This is a genomic window from Paraburkholderia sp. MM5496-R1, from assembly GCF_050436205.1.
Taxonomy (GTDB): Bacteria; Pseudomonadota; Gammaproteobacteria; order Burkholderiales; family Burkholderiaceae; genus Paraburkholderia; species Paraburkholderia tuberum.
On record NZ_JBNDLT010000002.1, the window covers coordinates 1134737 to 1152725 of the forward strand.

16 protein-coding genes, 3 pseudogenes and 1 riboswitch are annotated in these 17989 nt (G+C 62.5%); of the genes and pseudogenes, 4 read left to right on the plus strand and 15 right to left on the minus strand.

Annotated elements, in window-relative coordinates:
• Nucleotides 1-1172 precede the first annotated feature (1172 nt).
• The 3 genes from OKW38_RS12150 to OKW38_RS12160 all read right to left on the minus strand — a co-directional run bounded on the left by OKW38_RS12150 (nucleotide 1173) and on the right by OKW38_RS12160 (nucleotide 3006).
• The gene (locus tag OKW38_RS12150) at nucleotides 1173-1820 is read right to left on the minus strand and encodes an NAD(P)-dependent oxidoreductase (protein WP_429361664.1); all 648 of its coding nucleotides are present in this window, start codon (nucleotides 1818-1820) and stop codon (nucleotides 1173-1175) included.
• 181 nt (nucleotides 1821-2001) lie between these two features.
• On the minus strand, nucleotides 2002-2451 hold the full coding sequence (locus OKW38_RS12155) for an Rrf2 family transcriptional regulator (RefSeq protein WP_429361666.1): 450 nt from the start codon (nucleotides 2449-2451) through the stop codon (nucleotides 2002-2004).
• Nucleotides 2452-2541: 90 nt separating this feature from the next.
• Nucleotides 2542-3006 (minus strand): hypothetical protein, encoded by a 465-nt coding sequence (locus OKW38_RS12160; RefSeq protein ID WP_167368673.1) that lies wholly within the window; start codon nucleotides 3004-3006, stop codon nucleotides 2542-2544.
• 214 nt (nucleotides 3007-3220) lie between these two features.
• Between OKW38_RS12160 and OKW38_RS12165 the strand changes: the two are divergent.
• Both OKW38_RS12165 and OKW38_RS12170 read left to right on the plus strand, forming a co-directional pair.
• Nucleotides 3221-3403, plus strand: a pseudogene (locus OKW38_RS12165) (SDR family NAD(P)-dependent oxidoreductase); the annotation flags it as partial.
• 173 nt (nucleotides 3404-3576) lie between these two features.
• Nucleotides 3577-3900: a hypothetical protein gene (locus OKW38_RS12170; protein ID WP_187610416.1), complete on the plus strand. Its 324-nt coding sequence runs from the start codon at nucleotides 3577-3579 to the stop codon at nucleotides 3898-3900.
• A 42-nt stretch (nucleotides 3901-3942) separates the two neighbouring features.
• Here the strand turns inward: OKW38_RS12170 and OKW38_RS12175 are convergent, their stop codons facing one another.
• Nucleotides 3943-5700, minus strand: a complete 1758-nt coding sequence (locus OKW38_RS12175; protein ID WP_429361668.1) for a sensor histidine kinase — start codon at nucleotides 5698-5700, stop codon at nucleotides 3943-3945.
• Nucleotides 5701-6132: 432 nt separating this feature from the next.
• Here OKW38_RS12175 and OKW38_RS12180 point away from each other — a divergent pair, with 432 nt between their 5' ends.
• Together OKW38_RS12180 and crcB are read left to right on the plus strand one after the other, a co-directional pair.
• A complete protein-coding gene (locus tag OKW38_RS12180; protein ID WP_090804085.1) occupies nucleotides 6133-7320 on the plus strand; it encodes an ammonium transporter in 1188 nt (395 codons plus the stop codon).
• A gap of 77 nt (nucleotides 7321-7397) precedes the next feature.
• Nucleotides 7398-7459, plus strand: a riboswitch (Fluoride riboswitch).
• A gap of 72 nt (nucleotides 7460-7531) precedes the next feature.
• Nucleotides 7532-7912 (plus strand): fluoride efflux transporter CrcB, encoded by a 381-nt coding sequence (gene crcB / locus OKW38_RS12185; RefSeq protein WP_429361670.1) that lies wholly within the window; start codon nucleotides 7532-7534, stop codon nucleotides 7910-7912.
• A 70-nt stretch (nucleotides 7913-7982) separates the two neighbouring features.
• Here crcB and OKW38_RS12190 read toward each other — a convergent pair.
• The 11 genes and pseudogenes from OKW38_RS12190 to urtA all read right to left on the minus strand — a co-directional run.
• Nucleotides 7983-8156 (minus strand): annotated as a pseudogene (locus OKW38_RS12190) (ubiquinone-dependent pyruvate dehydrogenase); the annotation flags it as partial.
• Between the two features lie 23 nt (nucleotides 8157-8179).
• Nucleotides 8180-9436, minus strand: a complete 1257-nt coding sequence (locus OKW38_RS12195; protein WP_429361672.1) for an acyltransferase family protein — start codon at nucleotides 9434-9436, stop codon at nucleotides 8180-8182.
• A gap of 422 nt (nucleotides 9437-9858) precedes the next feature.
• A pseudogene (locus OKW38_RS12200) lies at nucleotides 9859-10153 on the minus strand (DDE-type integrase/transposase/recombinase); the annotation flags it as partial.
• A 90-nt stretch (nucleotides 10154-10243) separates the two neighbouring features.
• Complete coding sequence (locus tag OKW38_RS12205) at nucleotides 10244-11269, minus strand: aliphatic amidase (RefSeq protein ID WP_184039871.1); 1026 nt, start codon at nucleotides 11267-11269, stop codon at nucleotides 10244-10246.
• Nucleotides 11270-11341: 72 nt separating this feature from the next.
• On the minus strand, nucleotides 11342-11677 hold the full coding sequence (locus OKW38_RS12210) for an FmdB family zinc ribbon protein (RefSeq protein WP_090804077.1): 336 nt from the start codon (nucleotides 11675-11677) through the stop codon (nucleotides 11342-11344).
• A gap of 25 nt (nucleotides 11678-11702) precedes the next feature.
• On the minus strand, nucleotides 11703-12941 hold the full coding sequence (gene fmdA / locus OKW38_RS12215) for a formamidase (protein WP_090804075.1): 1239 nt from the start codon (nucleotides 12939-12941) through the stop codon (nucleotides 11703-11705).
• 52 nt (nucleotides 12942-12993) lie between these two features.
• Nucleotides 12994-13683, minus strand: coding sequence for an urea ABC transporter ATP-binding subunit UrtE (gene urtE / locus OKW38_RS12220; protein WP_187619074.1), 690 nt, complete (start codon nucleotides 13681-13683; stop codon nucleotides 12994-12996).
• Between the two features lie 20 nt (nucleotides 13684-13703).
• Complete coding sequence (urtD, locus tag OKW38_RS12225; RefSeq protein WP_090804072.1) at nucleotides 13704-14447, minus strand: urea ABC transporter ATP-binding protein UrtD; 744 nt, start codon at nucleotides 14445-14447, stop codon at nucleotides 13704-13706.
• Between the two features lie 3 nt (nucleotides 14448-14450).
• A complete protein-coding gene (urtC, locus tag OKW38_RS12230; RefSeq protein WP_184039859.1) occupies nucleotides 14451-15617 on the minus strand; it encodes an urea ABC transporter permease subunit UrtC in 1167 nt (388 codons plus the stop codon).
• A 53-nt stretch (nucleotides 15618-15670) separates the two neighbouring features.
• Nucleotides 15671-16588, minus strand: a complete 918-nt coding sequence (urtB, locus tag OKW38_RS12235) for an urea ABC transporter permease subunit UrtB (RefSeq protein ID WP_090804070.1) — start codon at nucleotides 16586-16588, stop codon at nucleotides 15671-15673.
• 55 nt (nucleotides 16589-16643) lie between these two features.
• Complete coding sequence (urtA, locus tag OKW38_RS12240; protein ID WP_090804068.1) at nucleotides 16644-17918, minus strand: urea ABC transporter substrate-binding protein; 1275 nt, start codon at nucleotides 17916-17918, stop codon at nucleotides 16644-16646.
• Nucleotides 17919-17989 lie beyond the last annotated feature (71 nt).

The window sequence follows — 17989 nt, forward strand, 5'->3', positions numbered from 1 at the left end:
CGTGTGCATCAAACCCCGGTACTTCGATAAAAATTGTTTTGCTCATTCCGCGTCCGCCGTTGTTCGGTTAAGCAAAGAGACTCGCCCGAATCCCTTTGACGAACCGAAGTTCATTCACCGTCTCGAAATCGGTCAGGTACGCACTTTTGTCCGTAGCTAATGCGATCTTGGATCGGGCTTGCGTCGTTGGTATTGGGGAGATACCGCCTCGCTCGCTGCGCCTTCGTTTTCAACCGGCCCACCTTCCCGGATTGATTGTCTCCAGCGCTCCCGACTCTTTATGCAGTTTTCGCCCGTTGCCGGGTCTTACACGCCTGCCTGGTAGGCCGTAACCATGTCGTTTTGCATGCCACCGGAACTCGTTACCGGATGAGTTGGTAGCAAGCTTCACTACCAACGCGAAACGGAGTATGACAGCAAGCTACACTACCAACAAGCACTTTTTGAAGTTTTTGTTGCTCCGTAGCTTACGTGCTACACTACCAACAAAGGAGGAACTATGCGCAAAACTATCAACCGGGCGGGACAATCCAAGGAAATTGAACGGCTCGCTGCGGAAAGCTCGGAGCCGTCTAGGAACGAACCAGACGTGAGTATGCTGCCCGCGAAGCCTTTGCCGTCCTCGGCTATTCGGAACGGGGTCAAGACGGAGCGGGACACTCAGCCCGTACAGGTACGCATGCTCAAGGCACAGATCAAAGTGCTAAAGCAAATTGCCGCGCAGGAGGATCGGACCGCCAGTGACGTTATCCGAGAGCTAGTGGACAGGTATATCGAGGAGTGCCTTAGGTCTTGGCCTGAGGGTGACCGCCTCGACATTCTCCAAAGTACTATCCGACAAACGGGCTACTGGGAAGAGTTTGAGCGCGCCCCGTCTGCTTGGCCTAACGCTTAATCGCAGATCCCTGCGCAAAGCCTTACCCAGAGAGACCGTATCTACGCTAGGTTCGAGTGCGTCGGTACAAAGCAAAGGGAAAGCTCCGCGAGGCCCGGAGCGATTGACCAGCGGGAGCTATTGGGGGTCTCCGACGAAAGCTGAATACGCCGGTGAAGGGAGCATGTGGTATGCTCCTACGGACTTACCACACAGCGCTAAGTACTTGATTTTATTGATAGTCGCTTAACCGAATGTTAGTACGCTTGCGCGGCCGGCGAATTCGAACCGCCGCTCGTCAGTACGCGACCGTCGCGATCTGGCGGATGAAGCGGCCCTGCTCCAGTTCGTCGACGAACGCGATCGCGTAGTCTTCGGCCGAAATGCGGCTGTTGCCGTCCGCGTCCGCAATCAGCGTGTTCGCGCCCGTGCGGAACTTGCCGGTGCGCTCGCCCGGCGCGATCAGCGCGGCCGGCGCGAAGAACGTCCAGTCGAGATCGGTCACGCCGCGGTAGTACTCGAAGGCGTCGCGGTGCGCGAGTGCAATACCCTTGTACGCGTCCGGAAAGCCGTCGGTATCGACCAGTTGTTTGCCCGGCGCGACTGCGAGCGAGCCCGCGCCGCCTACCACGACGACGCGCTTCAGCCCCGCCGCGCGCACCCCCTCGACCAGCGCGCGTGTCGCTTGCGTCAGGGTGGCGAGATCGCCCTGCGGCGGCGCATACGCGCTTGCGACCACGTCCTGACCGCGCACCGCCGCGCCGACGCTCGCGGCGTCGAGCAGATCGGCCTGCGCCGCATGCAGATTCGCGACGCCGGCCGGCACGCGCGCCGGATCGCGCACCAGCGCCGTCACCTGATGCCCGCGACGCGCGGCTTCCGCGGCAATCCGCGAACCGATCATGCCAGTCGCGCCAAACAGGGCGATCTTCAGTTGCTTGCTCATATCAGCGTACTCCTCAGGTTGTCTTATATGTAACTTTTATAGTTACATATAACGAGAAAAAAAGCGGGGCGCTCACCCCCGTTCCTTTGTTTGGCACGCGTGCCGGACTAGTTCGACCCGCGCCCTACGACACTGTGCTTCTATCGTTCACCGCCGACGCGTCTTGCGCGCGAAGGCACGCTCAAGCACGGCGCTTGCGCTCGCGCTGCTTCTCCGAGCGGACCACGTCGGCGGTCGCGTCGGCGAGCGTGCGCGCGCCCAGCGTCGCTTCCATTGCCTGCTGCGCTTCGTCGATGATCCCGCTCAACACGCTCTGGATATTGCGCCCCACCATGCACGCTGGATTTGGCTCCTCGCGATGCAACGCGAACAACTGCGCGTCTTCCACCGCGCGATAGACCTCGAGCAACGTGATCCGTTCCGGCCGCCGCGCAAGCAACGCGCCGCCACCGGCGCCCATCTGCGAGGTGGTGAGGCCGGCGTCGGAGAGCATGGTCAGAAGCCGGCGAATGAGCGCGGGATTGGTGTTCACGCTGCCCGCGATCATCTCCGACGACAACGGCACGCCGCCCTGTAGCGACAACAGCGCGAGCACATGCACGGCAAAGGCAAACCGGCTACTCGTGTTCACGGCAGATCCGTCCCGAAACGATAATGTGTAACCATCATAATTACATATAACGCTAATGTCAAACGGCGAAACCGGATCGAACGGCGCGAGTCATTTATCCATCTGCTTCTGCGCGTCGGCGGAATCGGTCGATGCAGTCGACGAAGCCGACGCGCCCGCATTCTGCGCCGACCACGCCTGCAGCTTGCGCCCCGCCGTTTCGAGGCCCTGGCCCGTGATCGACGCGGCCTTGCCGAGCTGCGCGTTGGCCGCGCTCGCCGCGTTCTGCAGGTTGGCCTGCGCGCTCGACGCGAGCGCGGCGGGGTCGATCTTGAGCGACGGCGCGGAGGCCGAGTCGAGGTTCTGTTGCGCGGCGTCCTTGGTCGCATCGACCTGTTGGCCGACGTAGCTCGCGGCCTGATCGAGCTTCTGACCGGCAAGCTGCGCGGCGTCGTTCAGCTTGCCCGCGACCTGGCCGGCCGACGCGTCGTTCTTCTGGCACGCGGCCAGCGCGCCGAACACGAGGACCACGACCGCCGCGCGGTGCAATAACGATGAGGAAACAGATGAAATCATGATCTGGAAGGAGCCGCGTCGGGCGGCTCGCACATGCGAAGACGTGCCCATGATACCGCCGTTGCGCGGCGCGCCCGCTTCGGATCGCCCCAGCGAGTTGGTCGCGGTTCTGTCGAACCCGATGGAGCTGACGTCCGCGCGATTCAAAAGGCGGCCCTTCCCTCAACGATCGTCTTCGGCGCGCGCTTCTTGCCGCGGCAGTATTGCGAAGCCCACGCTCGCTGTATTGCCGACCATGCGCGCGAACCGCTCGGGCCACGTGATCAATGTTTCATCGATTGGCGGCTATCGTGCCGCGGCGGGCTTTGGCGTGTATTCGTCGACGAAGTTCGCCGTCGAAGGCATCACGGAAGCGTTGCATGCCGAGTTGAGACCGCTGGGCATTCACGCGACAGTCGGCACGCGGATCGCGCACCGAGTCCCGAGACCACGTGCAGCAACGAGCGTCGACTTGCAGCGGCGCTCGCCTCAACATCGCTCAACAGCGCCCCACAATTCAGAATCTTCCGACAGTTGCAGGCGAAACACCTCCGTATAGTGTCGCGGCTGCTTTTGGGGAGTGCTGTTTCGATGAAACTGATCGACTGGATCGTCACCCTCGTCATCATGCTGATGGCGATCGTTTTTTTCTGCGCGCGCCGGCTGCCCACCTGGTCGCACGACACCCGCGCTCGGCATATGAAAGGGACCCGTTTGCTGATGCAGGCTGCGTGTGCACTGTGGGCGGCGCTGCTGGGTGTCACGCACGGCCTGTTTGCCGTCGAGGGTCTTGCCGGCATTCAGCCAACACCGGCCGAAACGTTCGCCGGCATCGCCGTGCTGCTGGCATGCGGTTGCTACTGGTCGGTGCGCGGCAGAAGACTGCTGAAGCCGCGGCGGATTTTCGCCGGTTGACGCGCGGGCGAGCGCCATCCGCGCCGCACGATCGAGCGCCCCCTACCGCGAGCTGATTCCTCGCACCGCGTGGACCGAACGTGCGGACGACCCGCTGCCTGCGCCCAAGCCTGGTCCCGCAGCGCCCGGCACACTCTGACGCGCACCGCGCGCCGCCGGAGCCGGACCCGCCGCGGCGAGCGCAGCCGCGCCAGCCGCGGCCGGTTTCGCGCCCGCGGCACCCGCCTCTGGCAGCGACAGATAGAACGTCGTGCCTACCCCCTCCTTCGATTCCGCCCACACGCGGCCGCCATGTCGCTCGACCATCCGCCGCACGAGCGCGAGGCCGATGCCCTCGCCGGCCGCGGCATTGCCGTGCAGCCGCTGGAACGCGGTGAACAGGCGCGGCAGCGCGATCGCCGGGATACCGAGGCCGTTGTCGCGCACGTAGAAGATCCGCAGCGAATGCACGCCCGGCGGCGCAGGCGTCGTGCCGATTTCGACGCTGCCCTCGCGCGCCGGGTCCAGATAGTTGACCGCGTTGCCAATCAGGTTTGCGAAGATCTGTTCGAGCGCGGTCGGATCGCCCCATACCGCGGGCAGTTCGCCGACCGTCACGCGCGCGCGCCGCGCACGGATCGAGCCCTGCATCGCATCGACGACAGGTTGCACGATGTCGCGCACATCGACATTCTGGCGCCGGTACTCGACCCGCCCGACCCGCGAGAGCCGCAGCAGCGCGTCGATGATGTGCGACGCGCGCAGCACCGCGGTCTGCAGATAATGCAGCGCCTCGCCGATGTCCTCGTCGACGATGCGCTCGATCCGCTCGCGCGTGCTGATCGCGAGCGACGAACCGCGCACCGCGTCGCGCAACTCGTCGCTTGCGCGAATCAGCTCCCTGGAAAATCCCTGCAGGTTCACGAGCGGCGCGCGCAGGTCGTGCGACACGCTGTAGATGAACATTTCGTTTTCCTGGGTCTGCTGGCGCAGCGTCTCGTTGCTGCGCGCGAGCTCGGCGGCGCGCCGCTCGAGGTCCGCGTGAAAGCGAGCTTCGATGCGCTCGGCTTCGAGCAGTCGGCGGCTCGTCTCGTGCAAGGTCAGATCGAGCCGCGCGATTTCATCGCTACCCGCGCCGAGCGGCGCGAGCGGCTCGTTGCCGGCGAGCCGGCCCGCGTTGTCGGACAGCAGCGCGAGCCGGCCGCGCACGCCGCGCGTGAACATCCAGACGGCGAGCGCGACGAACACCAGCGAGCCCAACGCGGCCGCGACGATCAGCGTCTGTTCCCGTTCGCGCACGGCGGCGACGGCATTCGAGCGCGAGCTATCGAGACGGCGCTCCTCGGCCTGGAACGCGGTCACCTCCACACGGAAATGATCGAGCACGTCGGCCTGGGCGAGAGCGTGGAAGCGCGCGAGAATCTCGCCGGTCCGCCCGGCGTGCAGCATGTCCTGGATCCGGTCGGACCACTGGCGGTACGCCTGCACCGCCTGGCGCACCTCGACCACGCGCTCGACCTGCGCCGGATCGTCCGCGACGAGTTCGGCGAGCTCGTCGATGCGCCGGTCGACGTCCATCCATACCGCGATCGGGGTGGTGAAATGCGCGTCGTTGGCGAGCACCGCGCCCCGCAGCGCGACCGATTCGGCCAGCACCGGATCGAGAATCTCCGTGGTCTGGCGCAACACCTCCTCGCTATGCATCGTCCAGCGCTCCGCCATCATCGCATCGGTCTGGGCCTTCACGACACCGGTGAGCAGCGCGAGTTCGAAAACGGCCGGGATCGCGATCAGAAGCAGGCCTTTTGTGGTCAGTCTCATGCGTGCCCATGGGAGGGGTTGGCCCGCGGATCGTGCGCGGGGTCGGCACATTATGTCGGCGTTTGCGCGGGAAAAGAAAGAGGGACACGAACGCGTCGACGGCAGCTTCTGCCGTTCGCGCACATTGCGCCAGAAATGGGCATCGACGCGCCCAGCCAGCATCTCGCTGCGTCAGGATGCCGAATGAAAATGTAATTTAAATCGAATATTTCGCCCTCGTCCGGGTCAATCTGCGCAAGGGCGTCGATTTATGCACTTGTATGGTGCCACTCCTCTCTGTTCAGGTGCATGACGCGCTCGGGCGGCGCATGGCTCAGAACCCACCAGATACCCATCCCGGTGCCCGATTGCACCGTGTCGACGCGACCAGCACAGCTTTGGCCCGCTTCTTGCTCACATAGCGCACTTTTTTGGCATAAGCGGGACATATCGATGGAAAGTCTGAAATACGGCGCCGATACCGAGTTTCTTTTGATCGGCGCCGCCATGGTGCTGGCGATGCACGCGGGATTCGCCTTCCTGGAGCTTGGCACCGTGCGCAAGAAGAATCAGGTGAATGCGCTGGTCAAAATTCTGGTGGACTTCGCGGTCTCGACGATCGCGTACTTCTTCATCGGCTACACGATCGCATACGGCGTGCAGTTTTTCGACAGCGCGGCGACGCTCGCCCAGCACAACGGCTATGCGCTCGTGCGCTTTTTCTTCCTGCTGACGTTCGCCGCCGCGATCCCCGCGATCGTGTCGGGTGGCATCGCCGAGCGCTCCAAGTTCAATCCGCAACTGTTCGCGACGTTCGTGCTGGTCGGTTTCATCTATCCGTTCTTCGAAGGCATCGCGTGGAATGACCGCTTCGGCATCCAGGACTGGCTCACGCAGGCTTTCGGTGCGCCGTTCCATGACTTCGCGGGCTCGGTGGTGGTGCACGCGTTCGGCGGCTGGGTCGCGCTGCCGGCCGTGCTGCTGCTCGGCGCGCGCCACGGTCGCTATCACCGCGACGGCGGCATCGCCGCGCATCCGCCATCGAACATTCCGTTTCTCGCGCTCGGCGCATGGGTGCTGACGGTCGGCTGGTTCGGCTTCAACGTGATGAGCTCGCAGACGCTCGACAAGATCAGCGGCCTCGTCGCGGTCAATTCGCTGATGGCGATGGTCGGCGGCACGCTGAGCGCGTGGTTCGCGGGCCGCAACGACCCGGGCTTCACGTACAACGGCCCGCTCGCCGGGCTCGTCGCGGTGTGCGCAGGCTCGGACATCATGCATCCGCTCGGCGCGCTGGTCACGGGCGGTATCGCTGGCGTGCTGTTCGTCTACATGTTCACCTGCGTGCAGAACCGCTGGCGCATCGACGACGTGCTCGGCGTGTGGCCGCTGCACGGGCTGTGCGGCGCATGGGGCGGCATCGCGGCCGGGATCTTCGGCATCCATTCGCTCGGCGGGCTGGGTGGTGTGTCGTTCGCCTCGCAGGTCATCGGCACGCTCGGCGGAATCGTCGTGTCGGGGCTCGGCGGCACGGTCGTGTACGGCGTGATCCGCATGACGGTCGGTCTGCGCCTCGACCAGGAAGAGGAATACAACGGCGCCGATCTGTCGATTCACAAGATTTCGGCAACGCCGGAGTGAACGAAGGCGGCGCTCGCGGGAAACGGGAGAGGCGCGAATCACGCGCCTGTCCCCAAATGCGCGCGCCGATGTTAGACTTCGCGGCTGGAGATGGCATTCTCCATTAACCGCCCTTGGGGCTGATGATGCCTGCTACGCCCGGTTATGCGGACGCGGCATCAGCTCGCCCGCATCAACCGGTCTGTCGACATTCCGGTTTCGATCCTCTTCCATGTATTGGTCTTTTCTCGCTGTCGCGATTGGCGGCGCACTCGGCTCGCTGGTTCGCTGGTTCCTCGGCATTCGACTTAACCCGGTCTTTAGCGATCTGCCGCTCGGCACGCTCGCCGCCAACGTGATCGCCGGCTACCTCATCGGCGTGGCGGTCGCGGGCTTCGCGCGTGTGCCCCAGCTCACGCCGGAATGGCGGCTGTTCGTCATCACCGGTCTGATGGGCGGGCTGTCGACGTTCTCGACGTTCTCCGCGGAGGTCGTGCAGCGTCTGCAGGACGGCCGGTTCGGCTGGGCGGCGGGCGAAGTGGCGATTCACCTGAGCACTTCGCTGATCATGACGATTCTCGGCATCGCGACGGTTTCGTTGCTGGCGCGCTGAGGCGAACACGTTGACGAGGATCACGGACGCGGGCCCGAGCCGTCGGCAATTGGGCTAGCGCCCGTTTGCATCTGAGCTCGGTGCGAGCCAGCTCGACGATCTCGTCGCCGCGTCCGTTCAATATCGCACGCAGCATATAAAGGCTGAATCCCTTCGCATGGGCAAGTTCCACCTTCGGAGGCATGGCAAGCTCATGCTTCGATGCGATCACATCGACGAGTGCGGGACCGGGATGCGCAAACGCCTGCACCTGGCCGGCAGCGCGTCTCACTGTGTCTTCGGCACCGACGTCGCAGGCAGCGGCGCGGGCCGCGCTGCGTCCCAGCGACTCTTCAGCACGCGGCGCAGCCTGGTCCTGAGCGGCAACACGACCCGCTCCTGAAACAGCACCGACGCCACCAGCACCAGGATCAGATAGACCGGATAGGCGGAAAAATGCACGGGCACCTGGCTTGCCGCCGCCCGGCAAACATGCGGTCGATGCACGCATGACAACAGCGAATACGGAATGCCAAGCAGCTTCTGCACTTTGAGAAAGCCGATAAATAGCGGGTATTGCAGCGCGAAGATCGACAACGAAGCGTTGCCGAGCCGTCTCGTCCAGGCGGCCACGCGCGGCGACGCGTTTTGCAGTGTGCTCGCGCAAACAAAAATCACCGCGACTTGCGCGGGCAAGAGTGCGCCGTTGTGAAGAAGTACCTCCCACGAACGCATTCCTGCCGTAAACAGAAAAGTGGCGCCGATGAAAAGTGCCCCTGTAGCGGCGAATATGATCCACCGGCAACTCGCGATCATGCCGGTAATGCTTTCGACGTTCGCCTCGAATATCCCGTAAGCGAGAATGCCCGCCAGAAACTCCGGAAGCCGCACCAGCGGATTGGTATGCAACACACCGATCGGCCACCCCTGATACCAGCCGCCTGCAACGACGATCACGGCCGGCAACAGGCTGGCGCCCCACATCGCCATCAGCATCGTGGACTTCCAGCGCATCGACAGCAGGCGTGGCGCGAGCGCCGGAAACAATAAATAGAAAAAAAACAGCGTCGACAACGACCACGACGGAATGTTGAATGACAGATAAAAGGGATTCCAGGCCTGCAATAACAGGATCTGTAAAACCGCATTGACCGCCACTTCCACACCGCTCATGGTGTGCACAATCGGCGGTGCTGAATCGAGGTTGCTCAGTTCGGTGTCGAAGGGATGGGAATTTACCGCCATTAATGCAACGCTCAGCGCTAGCGTAACGATGTGAATGGGATAAATATTGCTAAAACGGTTGATAAAAAACTTCGATGCCGAAACCTTCATCGCTTCGCCAGTTTTCTTTTCCACCGAAACGTGCGATAGAATGAATCCTGACAGAATAAAGAAGATACTCGTCGCGCAGCCACCGAATTTGAAGAAGTCGGCCATTGGCATCGCCCTCGCCTCGGGGTAAATGACGAGCGTGTGGAAGACGACCAGATAGCAGGCCAGCAGGAACCGCAGGATGTCCAGCCCCGGGAGCATCGCCTTCATTTTGTTTTCCTTTTTCTTACATGGAAATATCGCTTCATTGCGTTTCCTTTCATTTTTATATTCTTTGATTTTTAAATTGAAAGCATTTACGCGGCTCGATATGCGGAGCATGATTCATGGAGGCGCGGCAACCGGTATGTGCGCTTCCGCACCAATTGCAGCTGCAAAAAAACACTGTGTGCGAAGATCGCCCGAAACCAGCGCGCGCGTCTCTCCGCCCGCCATCCCGTTAATGAGAAAACAGTGACAAAATAAATGCGCAGAGCTGCGATGTAAAAAAACGCAACCAATAGGCGAGCAGCAGTTCTCGCGTGACGTGTTTTGCGCGAGGCGGCAGTTTCTTAAGATTTCACCTGAGCGCTGCTTAATGCGCTGTCACGTTGCTGACTCCATGACGAGATATCGGCAGGGACAGTCGTGTCTCAGAACACGGTGGACGGAGCTTGGGCAACGCCGGTGAAGAGACGCCACCCTTCAAATCGCGCGGCGAGCTGTTTGCGATAGAGCGAGGCGCTCAGTAGATGACTGCGTGCGTTCGGGCAAGCGAAACCCTCGCATCCGGCGCTCGCGTTCACGCATGGGTTGATGGCTGTTTTCAGCGCGGTTGTTCACCCGCGCGCAGGCCTTGACGAACACGTGCTTCACATTCGCCAGCTCAGGGAGCTCTGTTTTCGCGGCCGGGTAGCTGCGAACCGCGTGGCTGATGACTGACGCCGGGAATCGATGGCCATGGTAGAGCGATTTCGTCTTCTTCGTCACGTCATCGTAGCTGACCAGCGCGCGTGACAACGCCCGGCGAACCAATCCTCACGCCCCGTTCGGAATCCCTTCAATCGGACACTCCGGCGTCCCTGGCGTCGGGCGCGTGAGTGCTTCGACGCGGCGGCGCGTGCCGTCGGGGTCTTCGATCCAGTCGCGATAGAACCCAAACGGACAGGCCGCCACGCCGTTCGCGCCGTCGCCCGAATTGATCGTGCCCGTGTACCCGCGGTGCAGAAGTTTGTATAGATGGTTCTGCGACTGCATCGTGCGCCGCGCGTCGCGGATCATGCTCAACGAGAGCTCCGCGTACTGCACGCCCATCTCCTCCTCGCCGCACTCGCCGAGCGTGCGCCCGTCGAAACCCACGATCGCCGAGTGACCAAAGTACGAATACACGCCGTCCCAGCCCGTGGCATTCGCCACGGCGACGTAAGTGTTATTCATCCACGCCATTGCCTTAGCCACCATCACCTGCTGCTCCTTGGCCGGATACATGTAGCCTTGGCAGCGCACGATCAATTCCGCGCCGTTCATCGCGCAGTCGCGCCAGATCTCGGGATAGTTGCCGTCATCGCAGATGATCAGGCTGATCTTCAGACCCTTCGGCCCATCCGTCACGTAGGTACGATCGCCCGGATACCAGCCTTCGATCGGCGTCCAAGGCATGATCTTGCGATACTTCTGCACGATCTCGCCGCGATTGTCGATCAGCACAAGCGTGTTGTACGGCACCTTACGCGGATGTTCTTCGTGACGCTCTCCCGTGATCGAGAACACCCCCCAGACGTTGGCCTGGCGGCACGCCGCCGCAAATATTTCCGTCTCCTCGCCCGGCACCGTCGACGCCGTATCGAACATCTCCTGCCGGTCGTACATGATGCCGTGCGTCGAATACTCGGGAAACACGACGAGATCCATGCCAGGCAATCCCTGCTTCATGCCGATCACCATGCCGGCGATGCGGCGCGCGTTGTCGAGCACCTCCGCCTTCGTATGCAGACGCGGCATCTTGTAGTTGACCACCGCGACGCCCACGCAATCGTTGCTGCTCGAAATATCGCCATGTCGCATGACATATCCTCCTTAAGTCCCTCAGATCGCAGGCGGACTTCGGGCCGCCCGCTCCGCTTCAGCACACGCTCACTAGTGGCTGATCATCCATGGTCGTCCTGCCGGCCGTTTGAGTCCGTCCGAAGCCGATCCCGCGAGCTTCGCGCTGCCACCCGAGCAGCAACTGCATCCCGCCCGATGACGCAACGGCGCCCCGTCACCGGACTGGCGCGGCGCGTGCTGCGCGCGCTCGTTCGTTGCGTGCGCGGAGCGCCGTGTATTCGCCATCAAGGCTAGCGACGGCGCGCTGATCACCCGGCCACTCTCCCCTCCGCACTCGGGACAGCGGCAAGGCTTTTCGCGGTCCGCCATGCGCCGCATGACGGAAAAGGGACCGCAACTCACGCATTCGAAGTCGTAGATCGGCATGACAAGCTCTCCTGGTAGCGTTGGCTCAGACGTTCGCCAGATCCGGCGAGCATGGCAAATCCACACCGCCCTTGATGTGCTGGATGGGCCCATCGGCATTCGGGCGAATGTCGAAGTCGAAAATCTGTGTCGGCAGCCACAAGGTCGCGCACGCATTGGGAATATCGACCACGCCGCTGATGTGCCCCTGCACCGGCGCACAACCGAGCAACGAATACGCCTGCGCGCCCGAATAGCCGAACTTCTTCAGATACTCGATCGCGTTCAGACAAGCCTGCCGATACGCGACCGTCACGTCGAGATAATGTTGAGCGCCCTGCTCGTCGACCGAAATGCCTTCGAAAATGAGGTAGTCGTTGTAATTCGGCGTGATAGGACTCGGCTGGAATATCGGATTGCGAATTCCGTATTTCGCCATGCCGCCCTTGATCAGATTCACGCGCATGTGTACCCAGCCCGCCATTTCGATCGCGCCGCAAAACGAGATCTCGCCGTCGCCCTGGCTGAAGTGCAGATCGCCGACGGAAAGTCCTGCGCCATCCACGTAGACGGGGAAGAACACCTTCGAGCCGCGCGACAGATCCTTGATGTCGCAATTACCGCCGTGCTCACGCGGCGGCACGGTGCGCGCCCCTTGCGCCGCCGCCTTGTCACGCGCGTCGCCCGTGAGTTGCCCCATATGCGCTGTCGCGGCGAACGGCGGATTCGCCAGCGGCGGCACGCGCTCCGGCGCGGTCGCGATCAGGCCGGTTTCGCGTGCGTTCCAGGTTTCCAGCAGTTTCGGATCAGGCAGGCATCCGATCAGGCCGGGGTGAATCAGACCCGCGAAATTCACGCCTGGAATGTGGCGCGAGTTCGTGTAGACGCCGTGAAAATCCCAGATCGACTTCTGCGCGGCGGGAAAATGGTCGGTGAGAAAACCGCCGCCATTGGACTTCGAGAAAAATCCGTTGAAGCCCCACTGGCTCTCGGACTTCGCACCGATGTCGAGCAGGTCCACGACCAGCAGATCGCCGGGTTCCGCGCCATGCACGCCGACCGGGCCGGACAGAAAATGGACGATCGACAGATCGATGTCGCGCACGTCGTCGGCGCTGTCATCGTTCTTGATGAAGCCGCCGGTCCAGTCGTAGGTTTCGAGGATGAAGTCGTCGCCGGGCTTGACCCAGCAAGCCATCGGAATATCCGGGTGCCAGCGGTTGTGCACCTGCGTGTTTTCGTAGGCCGGCTGGTTCAGATCCACCTTGATGAGAGTTTCGGGCATTGCGTTCGCTCCATGGTTCGAGAGTCGGTAAATGCGGTTCGGTGCGCCGCACTCATACCGAGAGGTATTCGCGGATGCGGTCGGTGTCGCCTGCATCGCGGGTGCTTTGATGTACGAAGCGGCCGCCTTCGATCACGAAGAGCCGGTCGGCGACGTCGAGCGCGAAGCTCAACACCTGCTCGGACACCACGATGGCGATGTTGCGGCTCGTGCGAATCTGATTGAGTGCCTTCGCGATGTCCTTGATGACGGACGGCTGAATGCCCTCGGTAGGCTCGTCGAGCAGCAACACCTTCGGATCGGTCGCGAGCGCGCGCGCAATCGCGAGCTGCTGTTGCTGGCCGCCCGAGAGGTTGCCGCCCTTGCGCCGTCGCATGTCGAACAGCACGGGAAAGAGCGCGTAGAGATCGTCGGGCACGAGCTGGCTGCGCGCCTTTTCGAGGCCCGTCTGGATGTTTTCCTCGACGCTCAGCGACGCGAAGATCTGCCGGCCTTGCGGCACGTAGCCGATCCCTTTCGCCACGCGCCGGTAGCTCTCGTCTTTGGACACGTCGGCGCCGCCCACCCGCACCGTGCCGCGATTGGCGGGCAGCATGCCGATGAGCGCCTTGAAAAGCGTCGTCTTGCCCATGCCGTTGCGGCCCATCACAGCGACGCTTTCGCCGTTCGCCACGGAAAATCCGATGCCGTGCAGCACCTCGCTCTGGCCGTAGCTGACCACGAGATCGTCGACTTCCAGCATGATGTGTTCTCCGTGTAAATTCAGTGGCCGAGATAGACATCGATCACGCGAGGATCGGATTGCACCTGCGCCATCGGCCCTTCCGCGAGGATCTTGCCTTGATGCATGACCGTGACCTTGTGCGCGATCCGCTCGACGAAGGCCATGTCGTGCTCGATCACGATCATCGAGCGATTGCGGCAAATGTGATCGAGCAGTTCCGCTGTGACTTCCCGTTCGCGCGCGCTCATGCCTGCGATCGGTTCGTCCAGCATCAGGAGTTCGGGGTCCTGCATCAGTAACATGCCGATTTCCAGCCACTGCTTCTGGCCGTGCGACAGCAGCCCGGCTTCGAGATCGAGCGAAGCGGCAAGACCGATCTCATCGGCTACCGCACGCACCCGGTCGGCCACTTCGGCATCCTCGCGATAGGCGAGCGCGCCGAACACGCTGCGTCCGCGCGGAAACGACACTTCGAGGTTTTGTGCGACGCTCAGGTTTTCGTAGATCGACGGCGTCTGGAACTTGCGGCCGATGCCCTTGCGCACCCGCCGGAACTCGGCGAGATTCGTGATTTCCTCGTTGCGGAACTTGATGCTGCCGGCGGTTTCCCTGGTCTTGCCGCAAATCAGATCGAGCAGCGTCGTTTTGCCCGCACCGTTCGGGCCGATCACGACGCGCAATTCGCCGCGCTCGAGATAGAGGTTCAACGAATCGATCGCCTTGAAACCGTCGAACGACACGCTCAGATCTTCGATCGCAAGCAGAAAGTCAGTGTTGCTCATGCGTCAGATCTCCTTGTTCGCTGCGCCGAGCCACCGGCGGATACGCGGCCGGGCATGCTCTTCGTAGAGACCCGCGAGCCCGTTCGGAAAGGCCATCACCACGCCGATGAACATCGCCGCCATCAGATAGAGCCAGAGATTAGGCAGGCTCTCCGAGAACCAGCTTTTGCCGAGGTTGACGAGAATCGCGCCATACACCGCGCCCACCAGTGACATGCGCCCGCCGACTGCGGCATAGATCACCATCTCGATCGACGGCACGATGCCGACGAACGACGGTGACATGAAACCCACCTGCAACGTGAACATTGCGCCACCGACAGCCGCGAGCAGCGCCGCGAGGCAGAACGCGAAGACCTTGAACATCGCGACGTCGTAACCGGAGAAGCGCACGCGGTCCTCCTTGTCGCGCATCGCGAGCAGCAGCGTGCCGAGCTTGCTGCGCTGGACCCAGCGACAGGCGAGCAGCGCGCCGATCAGCAGCACCGCATTGACGAAATAAAGAACCAGCTTCGCGTGGTCGGTGCGGATGTCCCAGCCGAGCAGCGTGCGCAGATCGGTGATCCCGTTCACGCCGCCCGTATATCCTTGCTGGCCGATGATCAGCACCGAAAGAATCAAGGCGACCGCCTGCGTGATGATCGCGAAGTACACGCCGCCCACCCGTCGCTTGAACATCGCATAACCGACGACGAACGCGAGAGCCGTAGGCACCACGAGCACGGCGAGGATCGAGAACGGTAGAGAATGAAACGGCCTCCACCACGTAGGCAGCGCGGTGAGCTGATTCCAGTCCATGAAGTCGGGAATGCCGGGCGTGGTCTGCGTGTGGGTGGCGGCCGGGTCGGACGCCTCAAGCTTGAGGAACATCGCCATCGCGTAACCGCCGAGGCCGAAGAACACGCCTTGTCCGAGGCTGAGCACGCCGCCGTAGCCCCACGCGATCACGAGGCCAATCGCCACGAAAGCGTAGGTGAGGTACTTGCCCATCAGGTTCAAGCGAAACGTATCCAGCACAAGCGGAAACACGACAACGATCAGCACCGCGAGTATCGCGATGCCCACGTAACCCGACGCGTCGAGCCGCATCGCGAGCGCGCGCCAGCCTCCCGGCGCGCTGGGACCGGATCGCGGGGAAACGCTCCCCGCCACGGCTTGGATGGGTTCCATGTCCATCTCCATACGAATTAATCAGTGAATGAGCCGTGCACGGCGCCCCGCACTCACACGCGCCGCACCTTCGACGCAAAGAGTCCCTGCGGACGCAGCATCAGGATCACGACGACCGTCAGCAGCGTAAGAACACGTGCAATCGAACCCGACAGGAAAAACTCGCTGATCGACTGCATCTGCGCGATGCCGAACGCCGAGGCCACGGTGCCGAGCAGGCTCGCCGCGCCGCCAAAGGTGACGACAAGAAACGAATCGACGATATAAAGAGAACCGCTGGTGGGTCCGGTCGAGCCGATCGCCGTGAACGCCGCGCCCGCCACCCCCGCAATACCGCAGCCGATCGCGAAGGTCATCCGGTCAGTGCGCCGCGTGTTGATGCCGGCAGCGTTGGCCATGGGCCGGTTGGCAACCGTGGCACGCACGCGCAGGCCCCAGCGCGAGCGGTAGAGCGCGAGCAGCAGTCCACCTGTCATGACCAGCGCGAGTCCCATCACGAACATGCCGCTGACTGGAATATCCAGGCCTGGCGCTGGCTCCCAGGAGCCCATCAGCCAGTCGGGCAGCGCAGGACTCACTTCCTTCGGCCCGAACGTCGAGCGAAACACTTGCTGCATGCCGAGACTCAGACCCCAGGTAGCGAGCAGCGTGTCGAGCGGACGGCGGTATAGATGGCGGATCAATGCCCATTCGGCGAGCCAGCCCGCCGCGAACGCGAGGCCGAACGCCGCGACGATCGCGAAGAAAAAGTACACCGGCGTGAACGCGTGCCAGACGTTCTGCGAGAACCACGAAAACATGTAGACGGTATAAGCGCCGATCGTCATGAATTCACCGTGCGCCATGTTGATCACGCCCATCTGGCCGAAGATCACGGCGAGCCCAAGCCCCATCAGGAGCAGAACGCTGAACAGGCTCAGACCGGCGAAGCCCTGCATCAGCGTGATGTTGAAAATGTCGGTGGCGGACATCGAGCGCTCCTCGCGCGGCGGCGCGTTGCGTCGCCGCGCAGCTGCGGTTGACGGATTACATGTAGCCCTTCGGGAACGGATTCGGCTGGATCGGCTGGTCGGACTGCGCGACGACCTTGAATTGGCCGTCCGCCTGGCCCTGGCCGATCAGCGAGCGGCTCCACAGGTGGTGATTCGCATCGACCTTCGCATAGCCCTGCGGCGCATTGGCCACGTCGATGCCCGCCGACGATGCCACCACCTTGTCCACGTCGAAGCTGCCCGCGCGTTCGCAGGCGGCCTTCCAGATCCATGGGCCGAGATACGCGGCCTGGGTCACGTCGCCGATCACGGACTTCTGGCCGTAGCGCGCCTTGAACGCAGCGACGAACTTCTTGTTGTTCTCGTTATCGAGTGCCTCGAAGTATTTCATCGACGAATAGAAGCCCGCAAAGTTGTCGCCGCCGATGCCGAGCACTTCGTCCTCGGTTACCGACAGCGTCAGCAGGAACTGCTTCTGCGGAGTGATACCGGCCGCCTTGAGCTGCTTGTAGAACGCAACGTTCGAGCCGCCCACCACGCTCGCGAAAATGCAGTCCGGCCGCGCGAGCTTGATCTTGTTCATCAGCGACGCAAACTCGGTCGTGCCGAGCGGGTAATACTCCTCGCCGACGACCTTCGCGTGCAGATGCTGCTCGATATGACGGCGCGCGATCTTGTTCGACGTACGCGGCCAGATATAGTCGGAACCAATCAGGAAAAACGTCTTGGCCTTCTTCGTGTTCGACGCCCAGTCGAGCGCCCAAAGAATCTGCTGGGTCGCTTCCTGGCCCGTGTAGAACACGTTCTTCGACTGTTCGAGGCCTTCGTAGAAGGTCGGGTAATAGAGCAGCCCGTTGTCCTTCTCGAACACCGGCAGCACTGCCTTGCGCGAGGCCGAGGTCCAGCAGCCGAACACGGCCGCGACGTGGTCGTTCTCGAGCAGCTTCTTCGACTTCTCCGCGAAGGTCGGCCAGTCGGAGGCACCATCTTCCTGAATGATCTGGATCTTGCGCCCGAGCACGCCGCCCATTGCGTTGATCTGCTCGATCGCCAGGCGTTCAGCCTGGATCGAACCGGTTTCGGAGATCGCCATCGTGCCGGTCGCCGAATGCAACTGGCCGACTGTCACCGTGGTATCGGTCACCGCGAGTCCGGTGGTGTTCACCTTGGCGGTGGGCGGCGTTTGAGCAAATGAAGTACGTGGCAGCCCCAGCGCCATCAACGGCGCGGCGGCGAGGCCGCCGATCAGTTTCCGGCGCAACGGCGACGGTGTGCGAGCATCATCATCGATTCGATCGTCTGCGGACATCACATTCTCCTTATCGGTCGCCCTGCGCTTCTTGCGAGAGCTGGTTCGAGGTTGGACGCAATGTAGAAAGC